Here is a 24,598-nt window from a genome sequence, read left to right on the forward strand (position 1 = left end):
GAAGGATTACTTCTTCTTCATCGCTCCGGCCAGGAATGCCCCCGGGAGCAGCTGCGCCATGGTTCACTCTTCGGTGCTGCCTTGAAGATTCGTCAAATAAATTATCGTATGCTCATCGCAAATCTCGGCTAACACTTGACGGCAGGCGCCGCAAGGCGATACCGGACCGTCCGTATCCGCCACGATGGCAATCGCATCCACTGTAGTATGTCCTTCGGACACCGCTTTGAATACGGCCGTGCGCTCGGCACAGTTGGTTAATCCGTAAGAGGCATTTTCTATGTTGCAGCCCCGATAGACCTTCCCCCCGCTCAGCAGTGCGGCTCCCACCGCAAATCCGGAATAAGGAGTGTACGCCTGCTTACGCGCCTCAATAGCTTCTTGAATCAGCTGCTCTTTCATCGCTGGTTCCCCCTCGGTTTGGAGATTAGTAAGATGCCGAAGACTGGCCGCCTTCCATAATTTTCACGCCGGAGCTTGCACCGATCCGGGTAGCTCCCGCTTCGATCATCCGCTTCATATCTTCCAGGCTGCGAACGCCGCCGGACGCTTTAACGCCAGTCTGTTCACCGACGGTTTTACGCATAAGCGCAACATCCTCCGGCGTAGCGCCGCCTGTCGAGAAGCCTGTCGAGGTTTTGACAAAATCGGCTCCGGCCTTGACAGCCAGCTTGCTCGCCAGCACTTTCTCGTCATCCGTTAAAAGGCTGGTTTCGATGATCACCTTCACAAGCGCTTTGCCCGCAGCCGCTTCGACCACCGCCCGGATATCCTTCTCGACGAGCTCGGCGTTTCCGTCCTTCAATGCTCCTATATTAATAACCATATCGACTTCCGTTGCACCATTGGCAATCGCGTCCTTGGCTTCAAAAGCTTTTACCGCCGATGTCGTGGCGCCAAGCGGAAACCCGATGACGGTGCAAACCTTCACTTCCGTGCCCGACAGCTGCTCCGCGGCATAAGCGACCCAGGTCGGATTCACGCACACCGAAGCAAAGCTATATTTCTTCGCTTCTTCCGTCAACTTCGTAATCTCCGCTTTGGAAGCGTCTGCCCGCAGCAGAGTATGATCGATCATGCCGGCTAAATTCATGGTATGGTCTCCTTTGCCTATTGGCATATTATTTGGGAATGAATCTGTAATCGTTTATAGCATATCCTGTTTCCGGTGACTTCATGGCTATCATAACACGGACTTGAACGTTTGTAAAATGTATTATGAAATTATGTTCAGGTGTGGTTGTGGCAAAAGAATCCCCTCGATGAAAGATGCCTCCGATGGGAGTAAATAAAGAAAAAAACCTGGCCGGATACGGCCAGGCTTGGGGCAAGCCCAAAGCTTAGAGCAAACCTAAAAACCTAAGAAACTTGAGTAAACCCCATCCTCGGCGTGTGGGGGAGGAATGGATATGGGGTTCCAGCCGTTGTTGAAGTCGTGTTCCATTGGATGAGATGAATGCGGCGGGAACACGACTTCAAAGACGGCCCGTAAACTTTCCACCCCATATCCATTCCTCCTCTGATCTGCTTTGTGCTCACTTCAACTTTTATAAAAGGCGGAGCTTCGAGCAGCTATCGCAGCTTCGAAGGCCTGTCCTTGGCGGAAGCGGCTTTATTTAGGCTGACTGGTCGTTCTGTCACCGTGATTACCACGATCATCGGTTACAAGATCGACTATCACTAGCGGATGCTTTGGGCTCGCTTCCACTTTTTCTAAGTGCGGTGCTTTGATACAGCATTTGTACTCAAGCACCTTGCCTTGCCATTTGCGGAAGCATTTTTGCCCCTCGGATTAACGCCCTCTAGCTAACTTAGCAAAGCTTGGGCCGTATATTGATCGGTGACCAATATATTGGCGTACTTGCCGGTCAAGGCCGCTTGAATCGCCTCGATTTTCCGCTGGCCTCCGGCTACAAGAATCGACTTTTCCTTTTTCCGCAGGTCGGAGAGATCGATGCCTACCGTCCGGTTATTAATCTCATCGATACAAATGTTCCCCCGCGCATCGAAAAAACGGGAGCAAATATCTCCTGCGCCGGTTCGCTGCAGCCGTTCCTGCTCTTCTTTATTGAAATATCCGAGCCGAAACAGCAGCGCGTCGTCCTTGACGGTTCCTACCGTAAAAACGGCGATATTCGCTTGACGCCCCAGTTCAATGATCCGCTGGATATGGCGGTCTTTTCCACCATTTCCTTGACGGCGATGCTGTCAAAAATGACGGGCAGCGGCAAATAACGAGCCGCCGTATGGTAGGCCTCGGCAAACAAGTTTACGATTTCCGCGGCGTAGGTGTTGACATGGGAATGGCTGACGCCCCCCTTAAGCTGAACGACCTCCACGCCCTTCACCTGCTTCGGCTGCAGCTGCCGCGCTACCGAATACATCGTCGTTCCCCAAGTGACGCCGATAATGTCCGTGTCCTGCACGATCTCATGAAGATATTCCGCCGCTTTCCTGCTGATATGCTTTTGAATTTCCTGGTATTCGTTCAAGGGCGAGTAGCACACCATGACCGTGTCCAGCTTATATTTTCTTTTCAAATCCTGGGCCAGGGCGTCCAAGTCCTCCAGCGGATCGACGATATCGATCCGGACATACCCGCGCTCTTTGGCATACTGCAGCAGCCTGGACACGGTGGGACGCGAAACGCCTAGCCTTGCCGCGATATCCTGCTGGCTGTAGTCCGACAGGTAGTACAGCCTTGCCGCTTCAATGCTTAATCTTTGCTTTTCATCCTCCATCGTTCCAACCCACTTGTCTGTTATTTTTCGCCGTACGGCTCTTCCCCTTATTATAGTCTCCCGAAGCAGAAGCACAAGCCGGCGAAGCGGACGGGGTGCGGTGGGGTTGATGACCGTTAAGGCTCATTCCCCGCCAGCTGGCTGAAATCGTCGACGAACGGGTACACATACGGCGATGTGGACGGCTCCGTCTTCTGGATGGTGACCGCGTCGATTTTCAATATGGTCATATCGTTATAAACGGTCGTGGACAGCTTGCCGGTCAGCTTCACCCAGCTGTCCTTCGGAAAATGAGCCGCGGCCGCAGACTGCACCATCACTCCAAAAGGAGTCGTGTCCGCAGAGCAGCACTGCATCGCCATGCGGGATACGACGAATTGATCCGGGGACATGCCGTCCTCCCGGTAGACGAAACCGGTGATTTGAACGCTTTTGCCCATGAACGCATCCTTGTATAAATCCAAGGTCGTCAAAAGCTCCATAAAGCCTTTTTCCCGAATCTGAATCAGGTCTTGGCCGTAGAGCTTTTTGCCCAGTCCGGCATACGCTTTCGTAAACGTATCTGTCGGGAACAGCGCGTCCAGCGGATCGTGCCCTGCCGCCGGTACGGCTTCGCTCCCCGGAGCGATCGGATCACTCTCCCGAGCAGCCGGCTTGCTCTGTTCGGCTTCCGGCGGCGCTGCGGACGCCGCTAGCGGTTCCTGGGCCGCAGCCGGAGAGCTCTGCGGCGCAGCCGCTGCGGTCTGGACGGGAACGGAAGCGGGCGGTGCCGGCTGATTTACAGCCGCGGTGCGGGCATTCAAATTCATCCCTTTGATCGCGGCGACCTGGCTGCCCATAACCGTATCCGGCAGCAGCAGGCCGAGCAGCAGCGGGATGAGGAACAAGCTGTACAGCACCGTATTTTTTACAGGTGAGGACGACGGCACGTGCTCGCAGCCGCAGGCTTCGATGTCCTCTTGCCCCGATTGGACCGCCAGCCAAATCTGAAAAACGGCGATAATAAATAGAAGAATCGCACCCAGCTTCACAAACGGCTCCATCTGAGGCGCTATGTAATAGATCAATTTGCCGGATTTGGCAAGATAAGCAATATACACGGAAAATCCCGCAAGGATGGCTCCCCGTATCCAATAATGCCGCGTAAACGTACGTTCTTCGTCCATGCTTTAAGCGCTCCCTTCGGTTTAGGATGATCTGAACAAGGATGGCTGGAAATAGAAATGCTGAAGCAGCAGCGAGCCGGTCAAAACCAATGCAACAATAAGCAGAACAAGCAGCAGGACGAATCTGGCTTTGAATACCGAGAGCAGCATCAGCGTGCTCTTGAAATCCAGCATCGGCCCGAATACCATGAATGCGAGCAGCGAGCCGGCCGAGAAGGTACTGATGAATGAGGATGCCACGAAAGCGTCCGAGGTGGAGCACAAGGATAACACATACGCCAGCCCCATCATGAACAGATGCGAGCTGACCGTACCGCCGCCAATATCCGCCAGACTGCTGCGGGGAACGAATGCCTGAATAGCCGCAGTCAGCAGCGCACCGAACATAAAATATTTTCCCATGTCAAAAAACTCGCTTCCGGCATGCTCCATCATGGCCGCCGCTTTACTCCTGCGGCTCCCATGCCGATGCTCCGCTGCGCTTCCGTTCTCACCCGCATAAAGCGTTGCCGCCGTATGCCGAAGCGGATTCTTCTTGACATACCGCCAGACGATCCACCCGATCGCGGCGCCAACGACGAGCGCCAGTCCCATCCGCGCATACAGCATATCCGGCCTCAACCGGAAAGCCGAGTAGGTAGCGGCGTAAACGATGGGGTTGACGATCGGCCCGACCAGAATAAACACGACGCCGACATAGAGCGGCATTCCTTTGGCGATCAGTCTTCGGATGACGGGAATCAGCCCGCACTCGCATACCGGGAACAGGATGCCGAGCAGGCAGGCGAAACCGAGGCCCAGCCAGGGATTGCGCGGAATCAGCCGCTGAATCCACTGTTCGGATACATAAACCTGCATAAAAGACGAGAGCAGCACGCCAAGCAAAATAAACGGCATCGCCTCCAGAACGAGACCGATGAACATCGTCTTGAACGACTGCAGCGGCGCGCTATCCGGTATCGTCCACCCCGTCCAGCCTGTCCAGACGCCCGGATTCGTCGCCAGAACAAGCAGCAAACTAATGAGGCTGATAAAGATAAGATGAATGCCCCATTCCGATACAACATGCTTCACTTTCCATAACCTCCTGATCTTGCGCCTTGATGCGATAAGTGTATATTAACAGTAATCATTACACTTTTCCACACCAGCGATTTCCAGAAAAGATCATGGCGAATCGTTCGCTGCTTTTGGCCCGATCCTCCACCCCGCCGGACGCGCCGGTACCGCTAGCCTAGCGCGGGCAATTCTGATAAACTACTGATGATATCCATCAGAAAGAGAGACAACGAATGAAAAGGTATTCACCCTATTACGAATATGACCGCGAAGCGTGGGCCGCTCTGCGCGACCATACCCCGCTCCCCTTGACGGCTGAAGAGCTCGAGCAGCTGAAGGGCTTGAACGATCAAATGTCCATCAAGGAAGTTGAAGAAGTCTATCTTCCGCTCACAAGACTGATTCATCTGTATGTCAAGGCTTCCCAGCAGCTGCACGACATTACTTCCTCCTTTCTCCGCAACGGCACGCCGAAGGTGCCCCTTACATCATCGGCATTGCCGGAAGCGTCGCGGTCGGCAAGAGCACCACGGCCCGTCTGCTTCAAACGCTGCTGGCCCGGTGGGAGAGCCATCCGAAGGTTGATCTGGTCACGACCGACGGCTTCCTGTATCCCAATGCCGTGCTGGAAGAGAGAGGCATCATGAACAAAAAAGGCTTTCCCGAGAGCTACGATATCAAGAAGCTGATTCGTTTTATCGCGGACATCAAATCAGGGAAGCCCGAAGTGCAGGCCCCCCTCTATTCTCACCTTACATATGATGTGCTGCAGGATGAGGTTCAGACGGTCCACCAGCCCGACATCCTGATCGTCGAAGGCATCAATGTGCTTCAGGTCAACAAAGGCGCCCGGGTGTTTGTCAGCGACTTTTTCGATTTCTCCATTTATGTCGACGCGCCGGAGAAAGATATCGAGCAGTGGTATATCGACCGGTTCCTGCTGCTCCGCAGTACTGCTTTTAATAATGAGCAATCTTACTTTCATCCCCACTTCTCCAAGCTGAGCCGGGAGGAATCGATCGTGACGGCAAGCCAGATTTGGCATGAAATTAATGCGAAGAATCTGCATGAGAATATTTTGCCGACGAAGGAGCGCGCCCAGCTCATTTTAACCAAGGGCGAGAATCATGCCATTCAAAAAATCCGCCTGCGCAAGCTGTAGCATCGCGGGCGGTCCTCTATCCTTTCATCGTTCATAGTAATTGTATTTCCCTTCATGGATAACCCTCAAGCCGCACCGGAGCAGCAGCCGCTGACTGCCGGGCGGTTTTTTCCTATGCCCTGTCCGGACTCACAGCATCCCTCCCCGCGCCAAAAACGCGGTAGGCGACAGCGAAGTAAACTTTTTGAACATTTTAAAAAAATAAGACGTATCATAATATCCCAAATAGTGGGAAATTTCACTGATCGTCATACCGGGGTTCACAATGAGATTGCGTGCCTCCATTATCCGCAGCTGGTGCATATATTGAATCGGAGATTGACCGTTCACCTCTTTAAATAAGGAAATCGTATAGTTGGGCGAACGCTGAATCATTTCGGCCAGCTGCTCAATCTGTACCTGGCTCCGGTAATGCTCAAGAATATACTGCTGAATCGTCTTGGCAAGCTTCAGCTTGATCGGGGAAACATCCGCCGCTTCGGCCTCCCTTCCGGCTATAGCCAGCAGCTCCTGAAGAATACCCAGCCGGATCAGCTCGGCAAAAGGCTTATTTTCCATATATTCGCGGTATAGGTGAATGAAACGCTGCTTCATGTATTCAAAATTGCGGATTTTCGAGTGGAGCAGGCGTCCGTTCGCCAGAAAAGGAATTTCGTTCTCATTCAGCGCGCTGTGATAAAAGTAGTTAAACAAAACCGTATATTTCTGATGCGGCTCTTCATTCCCGTTCTCCGCCATCCGGCTCGTTCCCTGCGGAATCAGCAGCAGCTCTCCCTCTTCTACCATGAGCGGCTGTCCGTTCAAGTAATACCGTACTTTCCCCTGCGTAACCAGCACGAGAATATGATGCTGAATAACATCCAGCTGATTTCTCCAATTAGGAATCAAGTTGTCAAAAAATGCGGAATAGATGCTGAGCATGGTGTCGCCCTCTCTGTAATGATACCGTTACCAACTCACCGGTTCGGCTATAGGTACACGTAATATTATACATTTTATTATGGCATACATCCTTGATTTGTACATCTTTTTATCATTTTACGAAATAGTTTTATACATCCAATCTTTGAATTGTACATGGACTGTATCTGGAGGTTTACCTATAATTTACCTTATCAGACTGATATGTAAGCGATTTCGCGAAATACCATTTTATAAGGAGGCACTGCCTATGAAACCTGGACTGCGTACCTTTACGCAGCTGCTAGCTGTATTAAGCCTGATTCAAATGAGCGCCTGCTCCCCTGCCGCACCTGCTGGCAGCGACAATGCCAAAGGGAATACATCTTCGGACAGCAAGGGAGCCGATAACGGCCAGGTCGTACTTCGGGTCATGGATTGGAGCGACAGCGTCAAATCGCTTCGGGATGAATTTCACAAGAAGTTTATGGAGAAATACCCGAACATCAAGATTGAGTATACCCAGCTGACCGTGGACCAGTTCAAGAACACTGTCATTACAGCTGTAAAAACGAACGACGCCCCGGACTTGTTTCCCGTACCGACAGGCATGAAGCTATCCACGCTCGTAAAGGATAAATGGTTTCAGCCGCTCGACCCTTATATCGACGACGCATTTAAGAATCAGTTCATTGACGGCACGTTTCAAAACGGCACGACCATGGTCGACGGTAAAATTTACTCGATCCCCGAGGCGATGTCCCTTCCCAGCACGCTCGTATTTTATAACAAAAAGCTGTTCCGCGAAGCCGGCCTCGATCCGGAGAAGCCTCCGGCCACCTACGCCGAATTCCGCGACTACGCGCAGAAAATTACCGCTGCGGGCAAGGGCAAATATTACGGCATTATCGAAGGCGGCAAGCAGAGCAACCGATGGCTTTCCACGCTCAGAGAATGGTCCTCGCTCGGCGGCAGCGGCTTGAACGGCAACTCTCCCGTCAGCCTCGCAACCAAACAACCGACGTACGATTCCCAGGCCGTGCTGGACGTATTCGGATTGTTCAAGGGCTTGGCCAAGGACGGCAGCTTTCATCCCAAGACCATGAGTATCTCCGCGCCCGAAGCGCGCGCATTGTTCGCACAGGATCAGGCCGGCTTTATTATTCAGGGAGCTTGGAACGTAGGCGTATGGAATAAAGATAATCCCAAGCTGGAATACGGCGTCATGGCTCCTCCACTGCCGGAAAGCGGGCGCAAAGGCTCCATACCGGTGACGAGCAGCGGCGCCTGGATCGGACTGTCCGCCAATTCCAAGCATCCGAAGGAAGCGGCGCTCTATTTGAAGGAATTTTATGGGGGCGACTTCTTCCAGCCGAAGCGGGTCGAATCCGGCGATTCCTTTTCCGTGGTCAAAGGCGTTAACGAGAAATACGCCAAAGCCCCCCAGTTGAAGGCTTATTACGATATCGTTCAGAATTACGGCCGCATGATTCCCGATCCAAGCGTAAGAAACCCGGATACCGCAGCGGTTTTCTCGGAATTTAAAGATGTCCATCCCGATGCCGGTGAAATCTTATCCGCCGTCGTTGCAGGGGCCATGAAGGATGAGAAGGAAGCGCTGGCCCAATATTCCAAGCAGCTTGGCACAGCCTGGAACAGCGCGGTCGAAGCCGCCAAAGGCAAAGGAGCCAAGGTGTCCGGCGCCGATTTTGAGTTCCCGAACTGGGATCCGATGAAGAATTACACCTCGGAGGATTACAAAGCGCTGAAGTAACCGCGCCGAGTCAGGAGGGAAAGCTATGGAGAATGCCGTTTTAACGCAGGAACCGGGCACAGCCGCTGCGGGGACGAGGAAGAAGCGCCTCCGCTCGGTCCAAGGCTGGTGCTGGCTGTTTATCGCGCCGAACCTGATCTTTTACGCGATGTTCCAGGGGTGGCCGATTGTTATTAACTGGTACTATGCGCTGCATGACTGGTTCGGCCTAAGCTCGGACATCCAATACGTCGGATTGCAAAATTTTAAAGATATCATACACGATATGTATTTCTGGAAGGCCTACGCCAACAGCTTCAAGTTTATGCTCGGCTCGGTTCCCCTGCTCCTGCTGCTGGCCTTATTCATTGCGCTCGTGCTGAACAATCCGAAGCTGAGAGGAGCAACCGTCTACCGGACGCTGTATTTTATTCCGGTCGTCACAACCGCCTCGATCGTCGGAATTATTATGGTCTACATCTGGGGCTCCGACGGTGCCGTCAACTTCCTGCTGACCTCCGCCGGCATCCTGAAGACCCCCGTCAATTGGCTGGGTGACGCAAACTGGGCGATGTTTACCGTCATCATCATCTACGTATGGAAAAACCTCGGGATGAACATGATCTACTGGCTCGCCGGACTGCAGACCGTCCCCCGGGAGCTGTACGAAGCGGCCCGAGTCGACGGCGCCAACAGCCTGCGTACCTTTATCTACATTACTGTTCCGCAGATCGCGCCGATCGGGCTGGTCATCCTGCTGCTCAACATTGCCGGGTCGCTGAAAGTGTTCGATTTGATCAAGACGATGACGGAAGGCGGTCCGTTCTATGCCACAGATGTCGTCTCTACCTATATTTACAGGTACGCGTTCTCAAGTGAAATGGGTCTGCCCCGGATGGGCTACGCTTCGGCAGCCGGCATCTTCTTCGCCTTCACCATCGTCCTGATAGCTATTCTTCAGGCATGGATCAACGGCAGAATCAATAAATCAGGCAAAGGAGGGCGAATCTCATGAGCACCGTTCGGGTGAAATCGTTCGGAAGCCGAGCCAAGTCGATTCCCGGCATGCTGCTTCACGTTCTGCTTATAGCCATTGCATTCATATGGATCTACCCGTTTCTATGGATGATCTCGGCCTCCTTCAAGAACCAGGATGAATTTTTCTCCAAGGGGCTCAGCCTGATCCCTTCTTCGCTGGACTTCTCCAATTTTGCGAGGGCATGGGACGCAGGACATTTTGACCGTTATTTTCTAAACTCCATCGTCATTACTACTGCGGTTATTATCATCGTGCTGTTTATTACGTCCACGTGCGGCTATGCGCTCGGCCGGTATGCGTTTAAAGGAAAGCGGCTCGTCGTAACGGTGCTGGCCGCCAGCATGTTCGTTCCGCTCGAGTTCTCCATTATTCCGATCTTCGAGCTGATCAAGCGGCTGGGGCTGATGAACTCGCTCAGCGGTATCATTCTGGCGGAATCGGGAGGCGGACATATCGTCTTCGTCCTCCTGTTCGCCGGCTTTTTCCGCCAGGTGCCGAAGGAGCTGGAGGAAGCGGCGATTATGGACGGCTGCGGCTTTCTGAGAACGTTCATTCATATTATGCTCCCCTTGTCCAAGCCGATTGTCGGCAGCGCGGTCATCATGCAGTTCATTTGGACGTGGAATTCCTTCCTGCTCCCTCTCGTGTTGACGCTCAGCAATCCGGATCTGCGCACCCTGGCGGTCGGCTTGTACGCTCTTCGCGGTGAAAATATCGTGGACTGGACCGGCATTGCGGCGGGAGGAACGATCGCGCTTGTCCCTATTATTGTCGTCTTCCTGCTGCTGCAGCGCTACTTCGTCGACGGAATGGCCGGAGCGGTAAAAGGTTAGCCGCCTATCGGAGTGCTGCATCATTAAACAATAAACTAAACCGCCAAAGGAGAATGCTGCATGAAATCAAATAAAACAAGAGTGCTGCTGCTGGATCTGGACTCCACCCGGCCGGATCATCTGGGCTGCTACGGCTATCACCGGAACACCTCCCCGAACATTGACGCTATCGCCAAGGAAGGCGTCCGCTTTACGAATTATTACACGTCCGACGCTCCGTGCTTTCCTTCCCGCACGGCGCTGATGACGGGCCGTTTCGGCATTCATAACGGCGTAGTCGGCCACGGCGGCACCGCCGCCGATGTTCGCCACGATGGCAGCGAGCGCGCTTTCCGCGACCGGCTGAACAAAGAGTGTCTTCCAGGGATTTTCCGCGCTGCCGGGATGAAGACCGCGCTGATCAGCCCTTTTGCAGAACGTCATTCTTCCTGGACGTTCTACGCAGGCTTCAACGAAATGCACAACACCGGCAAAGGCGGGATGGAATACGCCGAGGAAGTGACGCCGGTCGCGCTGCAGTGGATTCGCCAGCATGCGCAGGAGGATAACTGGTTCTTGTATATCAACTACTGGGATCCGCACACGCCTTACCGGACACCCGCGGATTTCCCCAACCCGTTCGAGCAGGAGCCCCTTCCGGAGTGGATTACGGATGAAGTGCTGGAGGCGCATAAGCAGAAAATCGGGCCGCACAGCGCGAGCGAAATTAATATGTACGACAACCGCACCCTGCCGCAATACCCCCGCCATCCCGGAGAGATTACCGACCGGCAAAGCTTGCGGCAGATGATCGACGGCTACGATATGGGTATCCGTTATATGGATGAGCATATCGGCCGGTTGTTCCAGGAGCTGAAGGCTCAAGGCGTCATGGACGATCTGATTGTCATCATTACCGCCGACCACGGCGAAAATATGGGCGAGCTCGGCATCTACGGAGAGCATGCGACGGCGGATCAAGGCACCTGCCGCATTCCGATGATAATCCGCTGGCCTGGACTCCAGCAGAACCATGTGGACCACGGTCTGCATTACCACTTGGATTTGGGTCCAACCTTGGCGGAGCTGCTCGGCTCCCCCGCTTACCCGAGCTGGGACGGGCAAAGCTACGCGCCGGCTCTGCAAACCGGCGCCGATTGCGGCAGAGACTACCTGGTCATTTCGCAATGCGCGCATGTGTGCCAGCGCAGCGTCCGGTTCGGCGATTGGCTCTATGTCCGGTCATATCATGACGGCTACCATTTGTTCGATAAAGAGATGCTGTTCAATCTTCGGCAGGACCCTTATGAGCAGCATAACCTCGCAGCCGAGGAACGCGGCGTCTGCAAGGATGCGGTCTATTATTTAAATGAATGGCACGATGAGATGATGCAGTCCATGCCTTTCGACGTCGATCCGCTGTGGACGGTGATCAAAGAAGGTGGGCCGTTCCATGCCAAAGGCTTCCTGAAGGACTATGTAAAGCGGCTCGAGGAAACAGGGCGAGACTACGGCATCGAAGAGCTGAAGAAGCGGCATCCGAGAGAATTTGCATGACCTAATTTGTTTAAATTCCTTCATTATCGAAATAATAGGCAGGTATGACCATACCGATATAAACGGAAGGAAGATGCTTTGTGACCGAGTCCAAGCCTAAGGGCTTCGTCCAATTTCGCGAGCCTGCCGCCAAGCTTACAGCCGATCTCCCCGGTGACGAAGAGATGCGGGAGCATCTTGAGGAAACTATGCAGAATGACGGTTATCCCGGCGGCTGCGCAGTCATCAGTACCGATCGGCAGGACAATGCCGAATAGCTGACGCGAAGGCGATGCAAAGAGGACGCTCTCTCGATAAGAGGAGCATCCTCTTTTTTTGCTTCAACACGGTTTCTCTTTCTCTGCCCCGGAGAGGCGAATCGCGCCCTGCTTTATCTCTCCGCTGCAGCCGACGGCCTCTGCATTTGGAGCCTGCCTGCCTTCTTCCCTTCCCAATTGACAAGGAAAATGCCTGCGCATATCAGGATGCCTCCCACACCCACATACCATTGCACCTGCTCCCCCAGCAGAAGCCAGCTGGACAGTACCCCGAAGAACGGGGCGAGGAATAAGAAAGAGCTGGTTTTCGCCGGGTCGCCATGATGAAGCAGATAAAACCAGATCGTAAACTGAATAATGGAGCACACAACCGCCAGAATCAGTATGATGGTTATGGATTCCGCCGTAATGACCCAATACGGTTTCTCCGCCGCAGCGCTCAGAACCAGCAGGGCAATCCCTCCGGCCAGCATCTGGTAGGCCGCCAGCACCGTTCTGTCAAAGGCGAAGCCCCACCGCTTGATCAGCAGCGTTGCAGCGGCGAAGCAGACCGCCCCGGCGAAGCAAATGAACGTTCCCGGCTGAAGCCTTAGATGGAAGCCGAACGTAAAAACGACGCCGATAAAGCCTACAATGACGCCAAGCCATTGGCTGCGGCGGTATGCCGCTCCGGTCAGCAGCGTCCCAAGCACGATAACAAGCAGGGGATTCATAAACGTAATGATCGCAGACTCGCTGGAGGTAATCCAGCGCATGCTGTAATACACACAGCCCATCACTCCGGCCGACTGAAACAAGCCGATCACGGCCGCCTGCCCCCACTGCTTCCCTCCCCGTGGTCTCGGTCTTTTTGCCGTCATGACCGCGAGCAGACCGCCCGCCAGAATATAGCGGATGCCCATTAGCAGGAAGGGCGGCGCGTACTGCAGTCCGAGCTTCCCGACGGGGAATGCGATCCCCATAATAAAAGTAGTAATCAAGATTAAAGCTGCATACTTGAAGGTATTCATCTCTCTATTCCTCCACTCTCTTTGTTGATGCTCTTATTGTAGTGGAGGTTTGGTTTTATGTATAATGATTATAAATGATACTTTCAATCATCCAAAATGATATCAAGCTTTTGCGGCTTGCATCGCTTGTCCGCTCCAAGGAGGTATATCGTATGGAAAGCTCCGATCTGCGCGTATTTCAAGCCGTTGCCCGGGAAGGCTCGATTACGAGAGCCGCTTCCCGGCTCGGCTATGTTCAATCCAATGTCACCGCCCGCATTCAGCAGCTGGAGTCGGAGCTCGGCACGGTGCTGTTCTACCGCCACAACCGCGGTATGACTCTCTCCTCCAGCGGCAAGACGCTGCTGGCCTATGCGGATAAAATCGTCGGCCTGCTGGATGAGGCCACCCTTGCCGTCTCAAGTGCCAGCGAACCCCGAGGGCCCCTGACCATCGGCTCGACACAGACCTGCGCGGCGGTCCGGCTGCCCAAGCTGCTGGCTTCCTATTACAGCAGGCATCCCGAGGTGCATCTTTCCCTGCTCACCGGACATTCGCAGGAATTAATGGAAAAGGTGCTGCAATACGAGCTCGACGGAGCCTTCATCGGCTGCCCCTGCGATCATCCCGAGCTGCAGTCCGTCACAGCTTTCAGGGAAGAGCTGATGCTCATCTCGGCCGCGTCTGTCCATCGTCTTGAGGAGGCGCTGACCAAGCCGATTCTTGTTTTCAGCACCGGCTGCTCTTATAGGGAAATTTTGCAGCGGTGGATGCTGTCCAGCGGCCTGACGCATTCCCTGGTGATGGAGTTCGGCACGCTGGAGGCCATCATCGGCGGCGTCTCCGCAGGCCTCGGCGTCTCCCTGATGCCGAAGGCGGTCATTCAAAAGCATGAAGCCGAAGGCTCCTTGCATGCGCATGTCATTCCCGAGCCGTTCCGTTATATGAATACGGAGTTCGTTACACGCAAAGGTTCTTTTCAAAGCAGCGCTCTGCAGGCATTTATTCAGACGCTTCCTCATTTGGACAGCACTAAACAAGCGCCTCTTCCGTCCAATCTGTAAGGAAGTCAGCAGTCAACAGTCTGCACTCCTGTCCAAACGGTTCCATGAAAAAACGCCTCCAGCGCCACTGATTTCGTGGTTTTGGAGGCGTCTTGTGCTTCCTTGCGGGCGAGGGCTGACTCCATCGCTGTTTCCTAGTTGGATCAGCCTATCAGTCCGGGTCAAGATACGCTTGGGGACTGCGGCTGCGCAGCCTTCGGCGTCCGCTTCGAGGTTATAAAATGCACCGAAATAAACACAATAAGGAAAGCAAGCATAAAGCCTGCGGAGAAGCGGTACATCACGGCATAGCCGGTCACCGAGGAAATGGCTCCGAGGATCATTGCGCCCAGCGCAACGCCAAGATCCGTCGAGTTATAGAACATGCTGTTAGCCATACTGTGCTGCTCCTTAGGAGACGATCGAAGCATCCAGGCCTGAATCGTGGGCTGGATGGCCCCGAAGCCAAGTCCGTACAGCAGCGCCGAAACAATCAGAAGCGGAAGCGACACTGCAAAAGAAAGCACGACCATGCTGGCGACTACGCAGACAGCGGCAGGAATCAGCACGGAGGCATGGCCCCGCTGATCGAATACGCGGCCCGAAATCGGCCGGATGATGATAATGGTGATCGCATTAAACAGGAAGAACAGTCCGACCTGCTCCAGATGAACCGATTGGCCGAACAAAGCGATAAAGCTGAGCAGTCCGCTATAGGTAATCGACAGCAGCACATTCAGCAATGCCGGGAATACCAGCTTGACGTTAAAGCGCTGCTTGCCCCCGGAGGCTGCGGCCGAGACTCCCGCCTGCGCTTGCAGCGGCCGGGGCGGAATTGAGCGCGACAAAATCAGAATCGGAAAAATCAGGAGCGCCGTAATCGTTCCGGTCACAGCCAAAGTATTGAAGCCGTGCTGCTTCATCATATTCAAGCCGATCATCGGGCCGATAGACATGGCCAGACTGGTAGAAAGACCGAAATAACCGATGCCTTCTCCCATACGTCTGCCGGGAATAATCTGCGAAACGAGCGTCGGAATCAAGGTGCTTCCCATCCCGAACCCGATCCCGTAGCCAACCCTCATGGCCAGCAGCGAACCGATCGAGCTTGCCCATATATAGAACAAGGTCATGAGCGCGGCAAGTGCCAGGCCTATGAACAAAAGCACGTCGCGATGAACCTTCCGGATCAGCGCGGCTGTTAAAAACCGGGTCGCAATAGCGGACAAAGCGAACACGCTTGTCACCAGGCTCACGGTTAAGTCGCCCGCATGAAACATCCCTTTTACATAGGCGGGAAAGGAAGACAGCAGCATCTGCAAATTCAAAAACAATAAAAAAGAACCGATCGTCAAACAAATAAACGATTTCGTCCAAAGCTTCGCCGGTTGATCTACATTCGTCATATTTCTTCGTCCTACTCTCTATCCGTTAATTCGCCGACGCGGGTATTGATTCGGGCAAGGAGCTTCATGAAAAGCTCATATTCCTCCGCGCTCATGCATTGCTTGATGTCCTGGATCAGCTGCTTCTCGATCGGCAGCGTCACATCAATCAAATCCTTTCCTTTCTCGGTAATAAACACGAGAAAAGAACGCCGGTCCGCTTCGCCCGCCTTCCGGTACACATACCCTTTCCCCTCCAGCTGATCGAGGATACGGGTCGTCGTCGGCCGGTTACCCGGACCGCTCGGCCAGCTCCTTCTGGATGAGACCGTCCTCTCTGCATACCTGGTACAGCACTGACCACTGCTCAGGGGTGATCTCGTGCTCCCTTAACCGGGTATGAAGCACGTTCGACAGCTTGCGGTACGTCACGCCCATTTGAAAACCAATGGAAAGCTCCAGCCCATTGTCCATTGTTTTCATAAGTCACCTTTCCTTTCCGCCCAAATGATTGCTACAACAACTATAATGAATGCAATTAAAAATGTCAACCGGAGCCTACGGATGCTTACAACCGATTGGCCGCATTTTTTTGCGGATTTTTCACATGTTTTCAAGCTTTTTTATACAAGAAAAAACACGCCGGCGAGGCGTGCCCAAATTGTAATATCGTGTCCGCTATATAAACAAGGAGTCAAACAAGCCCGAGGATTTCCCCCTGAAGCTCTTACATCGTCTGTCCGCTGTCAATCGTCAGCACTTGACCGGTTAAGGCTTTCTGCTCCAGCGCCGCGCAAATCATCTCCGCTATATCCTCCGGCGTAGAAACGCGCTGCAGAGGCAAGTGCCCGGCCAGCCGGTGCATCTGCTCCTCCCGGCCATCCCACCAGCGGGTTGCGACGGCGCCCGGCGCCACGCAGCTGACGCGAATGTGCGGGGCGAGCGCACGCGCCAGCGATTTGGTCAAGCCGTGCACCGCGGCTTTGGACACCGCATACGGCATCGAGGAGCCCAATCCGGTGATCCCGGCAATGCTGCCGACATTCACAATGGCCCCTTCACCTGCGGCTTTCATCCATGGGGCTGCGGCGCGAGCGCAGTAAAACATGCCTTTGACGTTCACCGCATACAGCTCATCCCATATCGCTTCCTCGGCTCCTTCCAGATCGTCCAGCGGCAGATGGCGCGTAATGCTGGCGTTATTCACCAGCCAATCGATCGTGCCGAATTGCTTCGCTACCCGGTCCGCCATCTCCCTGGACCTTCCCGGTCCTGCGACACGTCCGCCCGGACGGTCATCGCTTGACCGCCCCGGCTTCGGATCAGCTCCGCCGTCTCTTCCGCTTCTGTACGGGAACGCGAGTAGTTCACCGCGACGGCGGCCCCTCTTCGAGCCAGCTCCAAGCATACGGCCCTCCCGATCCCCGTTCCTCCTCCTGTAACCAACGCCGCTTTCACCTGATTGTTCATACTCCGCTTCTCCTCTCCTTATTCGTGTTCTGCTTGCCTGTTTTTAGTTTAATCCGTACAATTCATTTTGTATAATTGAATTAATGAATCGATATATTCAATTTTTTTGAACTGATAATATGAAGGGAAAAGACCCCCTATGGATGTAAAAACATTAAAAACATTTCAAACCATCGTTGCCTGCGGCAGCTTCCATAAGGCTGCAGAGGAGCTGAGCTATGCCCAATCCACTATTACGATGCAGATCCAGAAGCTGGAAGCCGAAGTCGGAGTTCAGCTGATCGAACGGGGCAAGCATCTTAGGCTGACCGAAGCCGGCCGGTTATTCTACGAGCAGAGCCTTCCGATTCTGCATGACCTGCAGCAGCTGCAGACGCGTATGGCCGACATGCAGGCAGGCGAAGCCGGCCATGTCCGGCTCGGCGTTACCGAGCCGGCTGCCAGCTATCGGCTGCCGGGCATTTTACAGCCGTTTGTCAGCGAATTTCCCCGCATTCGGGTATCGGTCGATATCGGCAGCACAGCCGTATTATGCGAACGCATACTCAGCGGCGAGCTGGATCTTGCCCTTGCTTCCGCCCCGGAGCTGGGGGCCGGGCTTTATTTCGAGCCCCTGTTTACCGAGCAGTTCGTGCTGCTGCTTCCCGAAGGGCACCCGCTGGAGAAGCTCGAAGCCGTCGCGCCGAAAGACATGCGCGATTATCGCTTGCTGATCACTTCCGAAAGCTGTCCCTACCGTAAGAAGCTGGAGCTGGTACTGCAGGAGTCGGGCCGGACTCCGATGGATACGATGGAGATTGGCAGCATGGCCGCGCTGCAGTATTACGTTCAAAGCGGCCTTGGCATCGCGCTGGTACCCAGAGTCGGGCTTTCGCCCGCTCCTGCAGGGACGATCATCCGGCCCGTGAAAGGACGTCCGATCGACATGACGTGCGGCCTGATCTGTAAGGCTTCGGACTATCCTTTGAAGCAGGCCGGGGCCAGGCTGTACCGCCGCCTCCAGGAGCATTTTAGGTCTGAATGACGCTCACAGCGCGAAGCGGCCCATTTTCCCATATCCGTTCGGCCGTTAATCCGGACATAATAAAACCAGGCAGCTAGCATTGGCCGGCTGCCTGGCGAATTCGATTTTTGGGACAAAAATTTCAAAAAAATGCTTCAAAGCATCTCCGCAATCTTCGCGGCAGTATGTTCCCCGTTCAGAATACAATCCGGAATGCCTACGCCATAGTAGGAGCATCCGGCCAGCAAGACGTTGGGGTACGCAGCTCCCAGCCTCGTCTCCAAATCTTTAACCAGCTGCGGGTGCTTCAGATGATAGTTAGGCATCGTTTCATCCCACCGTGTAACCTCGACCGACACCGGCTGGTTCCGTAATCCCGAGCGCCGCCTCGACATCCCGTCGTCCGACCTCCATCAGCTCCTCTTCGCTCAGAGACCGCAGAGCTTCATACTCCGGCCCGGTGTTCTTATAAAAGAGTCGGACAAGCAGCCGCTTGCGCCCGGACGTATGCTCCCACTTGCGGCTGGTTCAGGTACAGGCGTTGCACCTCAGATCGCTGCCCGGGGCGGTAATGAACCCTGTGCCATCCTTGGGCAGACGGCTGTCGGGAATATCGTATCCCATATAAATGCTGGTCAGCGAACGGTTCTTCAGCTGATCGAATGCCTCATCCAGCTGCTTGTCCTGCAGCAGCCGCTGCGCTACGGGATGCAGTGTGCTCAGCACGACGAAATCCGCTTCGACCGTCTCCCCGTTGGACAGAGCGACCCGGTACCTCCCGTAATCCTTACGGACGCTTTCGGCGCGCACGCCTTTATAGATATCCGTTGCCGTCAGCCGTTCCTCCAGCCTGTCGATCAGCGAGGACATCCCCTGCTCGAACGACATAAACTTTTTATCGCCGCTGCCCTGGAATTTCTTTTTATTTTCGGCTAAGCCCTGAATGATGCTGCCGTATTCGTTTTTATAATCCAGCAAATACGGGAGCGTGGAAGCGATGGTCAAATCCTGCAGCTCCCCCGAGTAAACGCCGGACAGTACCGGCGATATTTGCTTCTCCACCAGCTCGCTGCCGAGAAAATGCTCCAGAAACGCGCCGATCGAATCTTCCTTGGTAAACGTCTCGTTCGGTGTGTAAAAGTCCTTCAGCGCGTCGACCTTGCCCTGCGCAGAAACGAGGTTGGTCGAGGCTAACGATTCCAGGCTGAGCGGGATGCCGAAGACGGCATCCTTCGGAATCTGCTTCAGCTCCCCTTCCGTATGAATAAACGAGATGCCGGTCGCGTTATAGACTACCTGCTCCTGCATGCCCAGCTCGTCGAGCAGCGGGGCGACATTCGTTTTGCGGGTAACAATCGAATCGGCTCCGGTTTCCATAATCCAGTCCCCCGACTGCACCGTTCTGATTTTCCCCCAGACGGTCATCCGCTTCAATCAGAATAAGCTTGGCCTGCTTTTCCATCGTTTTTAACGATTTTTGAAGGTAATATGCTGCAGACAATCCGGTGATGCCTCCGCCGATAATGACAATGGTTTTCAATGCGTTCCACCTGCCCAATGAATAAATATCCTGTGCTTGATCTTAGCCCGTTAAATTAACAGTGCATGTCATAATTGTATTATAGCGTTTGCCAGGCTTCGATAACCATGATTAAAGTCACTTCCCGCTTGTAAAATAGACAATTTTCATACATCCGACATTTTTTAAGCGATTACAGCGGTGAGCAGCACTTATTTTTTTCACAGGCTGCAGCTTATCCTTAGGCATCCGCCCTTCCTTCTCCCTTCCGCGGCTGAATACATTAGGAGAAATCGTTACTTAATTCCATCCGATCCGCAAAACAAAAGGAGAGCTGCTATGTCAACCAAGAAGAGGAGATCCGTGCGAACGCTTGGGAGCAAATCGAACCAAGACAGCCGTGCTACTGCGCAGCAAAAAGCTTCAACCGTACATTCCGGAAACGAGACGCTGGAGCTTCCCTGTGTTTAGCCGTATGCTCCGTAAATATGACATGGTCTATGTCAAGCCGGTTCACGGCTCCTTCGGACTAGGGGTAATGCGGGCACGGATCAAGGAGAACAATCGCTCCGTTCGCTATGAGTACCACTACGAGAAACAAAGGCGGAAATATACTTCCCTCCGCAAGCTTTACGCTGCCATGAATCGGAAGAAGCTGAAGAAAGCCTATCTTGTTCAGAAAGGCATTCCTTTATTGAAATGGGATAAACGGCCCTTTGATGTGAGAGTGATGGTGCAGCGAACGGCGACCAAGCCCTGGAAGGCTACCGGCATTATCGGAAGGCTGGCTCATCCGCAAAGGGTTGTGACTAATTATCACAGCCAAGGCACACCGCTGCCTATCGAGCTCCTGCTTAAACCCTATTTAACCCGCACCCAGCGGATGCGGTATAAGTCCATACTTAAGCGGCTCAGCTTGCATGCGGCCAAGAAGCTGCAAAGCAAATTTAAGGGTCTTCGCCAAATCGGCGTCGATATCGGTATCGACCAAACGTTTCATCCGTGGATATTGGAGGCTAACACGTCGCCGGATCCTTATATATTCAAACAGCTTCCGGACCAAAAGGTATTCCGCAGAGTCATGCGTTATGTGAAGGCGAACAGGAAGAAGCGGAGAAGATGATGTTCGGCTGCTTTGGCGCCTCTCCCGGCAAGCCGCGTAAAAAGAGGGTGTCCCAAAAGTAAATTTGGAGACACCCTCTGGAACAAAATAAGATGACATTCGAAAAAACCAAGGAGCTATGCGATCTGTTCTCGCTTAGCTCCTTGGTTTTTGGTATCTATTGCAGCTTTCTTAAGTAGATTGTGGGCAAGGGAAAGCCACCCGACCTCCAGACTTACTTTTGGTAAGCCACGAAGCAGAAATCTTCTAAATCCTCTGTTGTTTTTCATATCACCAAACACAGGCTCCGGCTCGATCATGCGCCTCACTGCCAGGGCATAACCCTCTTCACTGCGGAGCTTTTGCCTTGCTTGGCCCTTTAGCCGCAAATACTTCATGCTGACTTTGATCTCACGGTTACCTTGGGCCTTCGTACACTGTGGTTTCAGCGGGCATTCCTCACAGCTGGTGCTTCGGTAATGCCTGTGTTCGATTTCATACCCACTTTCTGTTTTTTCCTTACTTACCCGACGAAAATGGAGCGGTTGTCCGGCTGCGCATGTCCACGTGTCTTGCTCGCTGTTGTAGGTTCAGTTGTCGATCTTACTGATGTCCTTTTGCCATGCCTTGCTTTTTTCGCGATGGTACGTGCTGTACTTTACAATGGCTTCGACTTTGTTCTGCTCCAAATAGTCATAATTCTCCTCACCGCCATAGCCCGCATCAGCGATGACGGTGTGTGGCAGCTTGCCGAACTGTGATTTTATTTTCTCCAGATGAGGGATGAGGCAGCGCGTATCGGTCGGCCGCTGGTGAACGCTGTAGCCGAGAATGAATTGATTTTCAGTGCCAATCTGTACGTTGTAACCCGGCTTGAGCTGGCCATTTCGCATGTGGTCTTCTTTCATTCGCATAAATGTGGCGTCATGGTCCGTTTTGCTGTAGCTGTTTCGATTTCCTAAGATGATCTCATGTGTCTCATACTTTTGGAGCCGCGGAAGCAAGTCCTTGCGGAGCGCACGCACCGCCTTCTTTAGCGGTTTATCTTTAGGCTTCTCCTGCAGGCGCTCTTCCAACTGCTTGACGGCATGTTCCAGCTTTTCACTTGTGATGGCAGATGACTCTCCCAGCTCGTGAAGATCCCTGCCCTCATGTGCTCCTTCTTCTTGCCTCTCAGCTTCTTCAATGGCGGCGAACAAGGTCTGGACTTTCTCCTGGAGCTTGGCCTTGTGCTTCACGACAGCCTTTCCCCAAACAAACGTATAGCGGTTGGCATTGGCTTCGATCTTCGTGCCGTCCACAAAGTAATGCTCCAACTGCACATAGTTCTCCTCTGCGAGGAATTGAAGAACGGCCGTAAACACAGTCTCCAGTACAGTTTTCATTCGTTCCGAACGAAAGCGGTTGATGGTACGAAAGTCTGGGCGCTGCCTGCCTGCGATCCACATAAACATGATGTTTTCACGGACAGCCTTGGCAATCTGGCGAGAGGAGTAGATGCGTTGTGTGTAGGCATAAATGATGACTTTGGTTAACATCTTGGGGTGATAGCTATCTCGTCCGCCTCCGGGGTAAGCGGCGTCGAAGATAGCGTCGTCGAGACGATTGACGGCAGTGTTTACAACGCGAACGAGGTGGTTTGCTGGAATGTCCTCTTCTAAATCCATTGGCAGGCAAAGTTGATCCATGGTATATTGAATGTACAAAAGAAACCTCTCCTTTATGTGAATGGTGGGTGGTACTTCCATTTTACCAAAGGTAGGTTTCTTTTTGTTGTACAAAATGAGAGGGCGTCCCTCAGTCATTTAATGACTTATGGGACACCCTCCAATTCGTTTAGGTGCGTATGCCTGCACCAGCGTGCTAGAAGGAATGGGGTCTGGGGCCTGGCGCGCGGCCTCCATCTCTAAAGCTGAAGTATTATAGCGGTGATCATGCAGCTTAAAGGCAAAAAAAGACTGCAATGCATCGGCATCGCAGTCCTCTAAAGAGAATAAGTCCGTATCGGCCGGCAGCTACCATTTCTGCCTAGGTCCATCCGTCATTCCCTGATATGCATCAGGAAATCCGGCTTGGACTCATGGATAAAAAGTGCTCTCCGGCGTCGTTGTCGGGCACCAGCGCGAATTCAGCAAAAACTCGATAAGCACATTCTTCGCAGCATCCGTTCCGATATAATGCAGCGCCTCGGCGGCATGCCCTCGAACGTAACGGTTTTCGTCCTCCAGCGCCTCGGCAAGTGCTGGCACGGCGGCATCGGCGGCTGCTCCTATCCGGCAGAGCGCCAAGCCGGCGGTAAACCGTACCTGTGCATCCTCATCCTTCAAGCAGCGGATCAGATGGCTTACGACAGGATCGTTCGGCGCTCCGATCATTCCCAGCGCTTCGGTCACCGTATAACGGATGACCGGCTCGGCCGCTTGGTCAAGCAGCGCGGCAAGCTTGGGAACGGTCGAGGCGGCCTGCTGCCCCAGCTCCCCAAGCGCAAAGGCCGCATGAACAACCGTCTCGGTCCGCTCGTCGGAGAGCGCCGCGGCAAGTCCGTCAACCGCTCCGGTTCCAGGCCGCCGACAAGCCGTAAGCCGCTGTCTTGGACACCTTGACGTTCTCATGGCGCAGCCCCTGCAGCAGTGCCTGTACCCCGGCTTCGCCCATGGCTGCAAGCCCATACGCGGCGTTGATCGCGTTCGGCTCGAAAGCGTCTTCCAGCTGCGCCGCGGCGGCCTGCACCTGAGCGGCATCTGCGGCAGCCGTGTCAGCCAAGCTGCCTACTTGTCCGGACAGCCAATTCCATGTGTCCTTCCACATGTTGTCATGCTCAGCGATCTTCGTGCTGAACGAGGCCGGCTGCCTCCACTCGCGGTCTACGCAATCCCAGCTTGGAGCCGTCGGCGCTTGCGTACGCATAAACTCGAATTTCAGCATAAAGCGCGGCTTGCCAAGAATGTTCGGCGTGGAGCGGTGCCAAATATCGTAATGGATCAAGGCGAAGGTGCCTGCTTTACCGCTGGCTACCGCTTCCCCTTCCGCTTCGTCGGATTCGAAGACGCGGGTCTCGTAATTTTGCGTACCCGGCATCACGCCCGTCGGGCCCAGCTCCACCGGCGTATCCTGCGGGAAGTACATAACCATCGCCCACCACGGATGGTGGTTGCGCATTTTTTTATAGCCCCAATAGCTGTCTTTATGCCAACCGCCGGCTTTCGGCGATGCGTTGAAATGTCCGTGTCTGTGGGTATGCATTAAATAGTTGGGTCCCAGCACGCTGGTCAAAGCTCCGGTCACGATCGGATGATCGAATACCTTTTGCAGATCGCGGATTCGCGGCAGCAGATTATTGCCCGGGTTCCCCTCTTGGTCATACACCTGGTTCAGCTGCTCGGTCAATCTTTGATGAAACTCCTCGGAGAAGTCCGTCTGGAGAATCAGAAACCCTTCCGTAATAAACGTTCTCATTTGTTCGTCGGTCAGCAATACAGGAACTTCGCGGCCCATGCGGCTCTACCTCCTAAATGAATTGTGGTGATGCTCCAAATTATACAGATTCAGGAAGGCAGAGCATATGGAGAAAGCTAATTCAAATTTGCACAAAAGTAAGCATTTATAGACCAAATCATGCCATAATGAAGGCCATTATCAGC

General features: G+C 53.7%; 19 protein-coding genes and 5 pseudogenes. 9 read left to right on the forward strand and 15 right to left on the reverse strand.

The features are described from left to right. Window positions 1–63: 63 nt before the first annotated feature. From ACHHV8_RS17590 to ACHHV8_RS17610, 5 genes and pseudogenes are all read right to left on the reverse strand, one after another. Window positions 64–402: a cytidine deaminase gene (locus ACHHV8_RS17590; protein ID WP_483874882.1), complete on the reverse strand. Its 339-nt coding sequence runs from the start codon at window positions 400–402 to the stop codon at window positions 64–66. Between the two features lie 25 nt (window positions 403–427). After that, on the reverse strand, window positions 428–1,093 hold the full coding sequence (gene deoC, locus ACHHV8_RS17595) for a deoxyribose-phosphate aldolase (protein WP_395160099.1): 666 nt from the start codon (window positions 1,091–1,093) through the stop codon (window positions 428–430). Window positions 1,094–1,806: 713 nt separating this feature from the next. After that, window positions 1,807–2,741, reverse strand: a pseudogene (locus tag ACHHV8_RS17600) (sugar-binding transcriptional regulator). A 116-nt stretch (window positions 2,742–2,857) separates the two neighbouring features. Continuing rightward, window positions 2,858–3,907, reverse strand: coding sequence for a TIGR03943 family putative permease subunit (locus ACHHV8_RS17605; RefSeq protein ID WP_395160101.1), 1,050 nt, complete (start codon window positions 3,905–3,907; stop codon window positions 2,858–2,860). A 21-nt stretch (window positions 3,908–3,928) separates the two neighbouring features. Continuing rightward, entirely contained in the window at window positions 3,929–4,981 is a 1,053-nt protein-coding gene (locus tag ACHHV8_RS17610) for a permease (RefSeq protein ID WP_395160103.1), read from the reverse strand. A 218-nt stretch (window positions 4,982–5,199) separates the two neighbouring features. On the opposite strand from ACHHV8_RS17610, the pseudogene coaA reads away from it, so the two are divergent. Then, window positions 5,200–6,128, forward strand: a pseudogene (gene coaA, locus ACHHV8_RS17615) (type I pantothenate kinase). 129 nt (window positions 6,129–6,257) lie between these two features. Here the strand turns inward: coaA and ACHHV8_RS17620 are convergent. After that, window positions 6,258–7,049: a helix-turn-helix domain-containing protein gene (locus ACHHV8_RS17620; protein WP_395160105.1), complete on the reverse strand. Its 792-nt coding sequence runs from the start codon at window positions 7,047–7,049 to the stop codon at window positions 6,258–6,260. Window positions 7,050–7,299: 250 nt separating this feature from the next. Here ACHHV8_RS17620 and ACHHV8_RS17625 point away from each other — a divergent pair, with 250 nt between their 5' ends. The 5 genes from ACHHV8_RS17625 to ACHHV8_RS17645 all read left to right on the forward strand — a co-directional run bounded on the left by ACHHV8_RS17625 (window position 7,300) and on the right by ACHHV8_RS17645 (window position 12,446). Then, window positions 7,300–8,802 carry an ABC transporter substrate-binding protein gene (locus tag ACHHV8_RS17625; RefSeq protein WP_395160107.1) on the forward strand — a complete coding sequence of 501 codons (1,503 nt, stop codon included), beginning with the start codon at window positions 7,300–7,302 and terminating at the stop codon, window positions 8,800–8,802. A 25-nt stretch (window positions 8,803–8,827) separates the two neighbouring features. After that, window positions 8,828–9,796 carry a carbohydrate ABC transporter permease gene (locus ACHHV8_RS17630; protein ID WP_395160109.1) on the forward strand — a complete coding sequence of 323 codons (969 nt, stop codon included), beginning with the start codon at window positions 8,828–8,830 and terminating at the stop codon, window positions 9,794–9,796. After that, the gene (locus ACHHV8_RS17635; protein WP_395160111.1) at window positions 9,793–10,653 is read left to right on the forward strand and encodes a carbohydrate ABC transporter permease; all 861 of its coding nucleotides are present in this window, start codon (window positions 9,793–9,795) and stop codon (window positions 10,651–10,653) included. Before ACHHV8_RS17630 ends, ACHHV8_RS17635 begins: the two co-directional genes overlap by 4 nt. Window positions 10,654–10,713: 60 nt before the next feature. Further along, entirely contained in the window at window positions 10,714–12,189 is a 1,476-nt protein-coding gene (locus ACHHV8_RS17640) for a sulfatase family protein (protein WP_395160113.1), read from the forward strand. A gap of 80 nt (window positions 12,190–12,269) precedes the next feature. Continuing rightward, a complete protein-coding gene (locus tag ACHHV8_RS17645; protein ID WP_395160115.1) occupies window positions 12,270–12,446 on the forward strand; it encodes a hypothetical protein in 177 nt (58 codons plus the stop codon). A 113-nt stretch (window positions 12,447–12,559) separates the two neighbouring features. Here the strand turns inward: ACHHV8_RS17645 and ACHHV8_RS17650 are convergent, their stop codons facing one another. Further along, window positions 12,560–13,456: a DMT family transporter gene (locus tag ACHHV8_RS17650; protein WP_395160117.1), complete on the reverse strand. Its 897-nt coding sequence runs from the start codon at window positions 13,454–13,456 to the stop codon at window positions 12,560–12,562. Window positions 13,457–13,608: 152 nt separating this feature from the next. On the opposite strand from ACHHV8_RS17650, the gene ACHHV8_RS17655 reads away from it, so the two are divergent. Beyond that, window positions 13,609–14,499, forward strand: coding sequence for a LysR family transcriptional regulator (locus tag ACHHV8_RS17655; protein ID WP_395160119.1), 891 nt, complete (start codon window positions 13,609–13,611; stop codon window positions 14,497–14,499). Window positions 14,500–14,660: 161 nt separating this feature from the next. Here the strand turns inward: ACHHV8_RS17655 and ACHHV8_RS17660 are convergent, their stop codons facing one another. From ACHHV8_RS17660 to ACHHV8_RS17675, 4 genes and pseudogenes are all read right to left on the reverse strand, one after another. Continuing rightward, window positions 14,661–15,884 (reverse strand): MFS transporter, encoded by a 1,224-nt coding sequence (locus ACHHV8_RS17660; RefSeq protein ID WP_395160121.1) that lies wholly within the window; start codon window positions 15,882–15,884, stop codon window positions 14,661–14,663. Window positions 15,885–15,895: 11 nt separating this feature from the next. After that, window positions 15,896–16,105 (reverse strand): hypothetical protein, encoded by a 210-nt coding sequence (locus ACHHV8_RS17665; protein WP_395160123.1) that lies wholly within the window; start codon window positions 16,103–16,105, stop codon window positions 15,896–15,898. Window positions 16,106–16,154: 49 nt separating this feature from the next. Next, a complete protein-coding gene (locus tag ACHHV8_RS17670; protein ID WP_395160125.1) occupies window positions 16,155–16,346 on the reverse strand; it encodes a MarR family winged helix-turn-helix transcriptional regulator in 192 nt (63 codons plus the stop codon). 244 nt (window positions 16,347–16,590) lie between these two features. Next, window positions 16,591–17,333, reverse strand: a pseudogene (locus tag ACHHV8_RS17675) (SDR family NAD(P)-dependent oxidoreductase). Between the two features lie 139 nt (window positions 17,334–17,472). On the opposite strand from ACHHV8_RS17675, the gene ACHHV8_RS17680 reads away from it, so the two are divergent. Next, window positions 17,473–18,357, forward strand: a complete 885-nt coding sequence (locus ACHHV8_RS17680) for a LysR family transcriptional regulator (RefSeq protein ID WP_395160127.1) — start codon at window positions 17,473–17,475, stop codon at window positions 18,355–18,357. Window positions 18,358–18,491: 134 nt separating this feature from the next. Here ACHHV8_RS17680 and ACHHV8_RS17685 read toward each other — a convergent pair. Beyond that, window positions 18,492–19,876, reverse strand: a pseudogene (locus ACHHV8_RS17685) (protoporphyrinogen oxidase). Window positions 19,877–20,228: 352 nt separating this feature from the next. On the opposite strand from ACHHV8_RS17685, the gene ACHHV8_RS17690 reads away from it, so the two are divergent. Next, window positions 20,229–20,978 carry a YheC/YheD family protein gene (locus ACHHV8_RS17690; RefSeq protein WP_395160129.1) on the forward strand — a complete coding sequence of 250 codons (750 nt, stop codon included), beginning with the start codon at window positions 20,229–20,231 and terminating at the stop codon, window positions 20,976–20,978. A 116-nt stretch (window positions 20,979–21,094) separates the two neighbouring features. Here ACHHV8_RS17690 and ACHHV8_RS17695 read toward each other — a convergent pair. The 3 genes and pseudogenes from ACHHV8_RS17695 to ACHHV8_RS17705 form a co-directional block, all read right to left on the reverse strand. Continuing rightward, a pseudogene (locus ACHHV8_RS17695) lies at window positions 21,095–22,663 on the reverse strand (IS1182 family transposase). A gap of 372 nt (window positions 22,664–23,035) precedes the next feature. Next, complete coding sequence (locus tag ACHHV8_RS17700) at window positions 23,036–23,569, reverse strand: HEAT repeat domain-containing protein (protein ID WP_395160131.1); 534 nt, start codon at window positions 23,567–23,569, stop codon at window positions 23,036–23,038. Then, a complete protein-coding gene (locus tag ACHHV8_RS17705; protein WP_395160133.1) occupies window positions 23,502–24,452 on the reverse strand; it encodes a phytanoyl-CoA dioxygenase family protein in 951 nt (316 codons plus the stop codon). The genes ACHHV8_RS17700 and ACHHV8_RS17705 overlap by 68 nt, the downstream gene beginning before the upstream one ends. Window positions 24,453–24,598 lie beyond the last annotated feature (146 nt).

Source organism: Paenibacillus sp. TAB_01 (genome assembly GCF_043945595.1).
Lineage (GTDB): Bacteria > Bacillota > Bacilli > Paenibacillales > NBRC-103111 > Paenibacillus_S.

Bases quoted from the DNA above. Each gene is read 5' to 3' on its own strand.
- ACHHV8_RS17590 (WP_483874882.1), bottom strand. From the start codon at position 402: ATGAAAGAGCAGCTGATTCAAGAAGCTATTGAGGCGCGTAAGCAGGCG.
- deoC (WP_395160099.1), bottom strand. From the start codon at position 1,093: ATGAATTTAGCCGGCATGATCGATCATACTCTGCTGCGGGCAGACGCT.
- ACHHV8_RS17605 (WP_395160101.1), bottom strand. From the start codon at position 3,907: ATGGACGAAGAACGTACGTTTACGCGGCATTATTGGATACGGGGAGCC.
- ACHHV8_RS17620 (WP_395160105.1), bottom strand. From the start codon at position 7,049: ATGCTCAGCATCTATTCCGCATTTTTTGACAACTTGATTCCTAATTGG.
- ACHHV8_RS17625 (WP_395160107.1), top strand. From the start codon at position 7,300: ATGAAACCTGGACTGCGTACCTTTACGCAGCTGCTAGCTGTATTAAGC.
- ACHHV8_RS17630 (WP_395160109.1), top strand. From the start codon at position 8,828: ATGGAGAATGCCGTTTTAACGCAGGAACCGGGCACAGCCGCTGCGGGG.
- ACHHV8_RS17635 (WP_395160111.1), top strand. From the start codon at position 9,793: ATGAGCACCGTTCGGGTGAAATCGTTCGGAAGCCGAGCCAAGTCGATT.
- ACHHV8_RS17640 (WP_395160113.1), top strand. From the start codon at position 10,714: ATGAAATCAAATAAAACAAGAGTGCTGCTGCTGGATCTGGACTCCACC.
- ACHHV8_RS17650 (WP_395160117.1), bottom strand. From the start codon at position 13,456: ATGAATACCTTCAAGTATGCAGCTTTAATCTTGATTACTACTTTTATT.
- ACHHV8_RS17655 (WP_395160119.1), top strand. From the start codon at position 13,609: ATGGAAAGCTCCGATCTGCGCGTATTTCAAGCCGTTGCCCGGGAAGGC.
- ACHHV8_RS17660 (WP_395160121.1), bottom strand. From the start codon at position 15,884: ATGACGAATGTAGATCAACCGGCGAAGCTTTGGACGAAATCGTTTATT.
- ACHHV8_RS17670 (WP_395160125.1), bottom strand. From the start codon at position 16,346: ATGAAAACAATGGACAATGGGCTGGAGCTTTCCATTGGTTTTCAAATG.
- ACHHV8_RS17680 (WP_395160127.1), top strand. From the start codon at position 17,473: ATGGATGTAAAAACATTAAAAACATTTCAAACCATCGTTGCCTGCGGC.
- ACHHV8_RS17700 (WP_395160131.1), bottom strand. From the start codon at position 23,569: ATGAGAACGTCAAGGTGTCCAAGACAGCGGCTTACGGCTTGTCGGCGG.
- ACHHV8_RS17705 (WP_395160133.1), bottom strand. From the start codon at position 24,452: ATGGGCCGCGAAGTTCCTGTATTGCTGACCGACGAACAAATGAGAACG.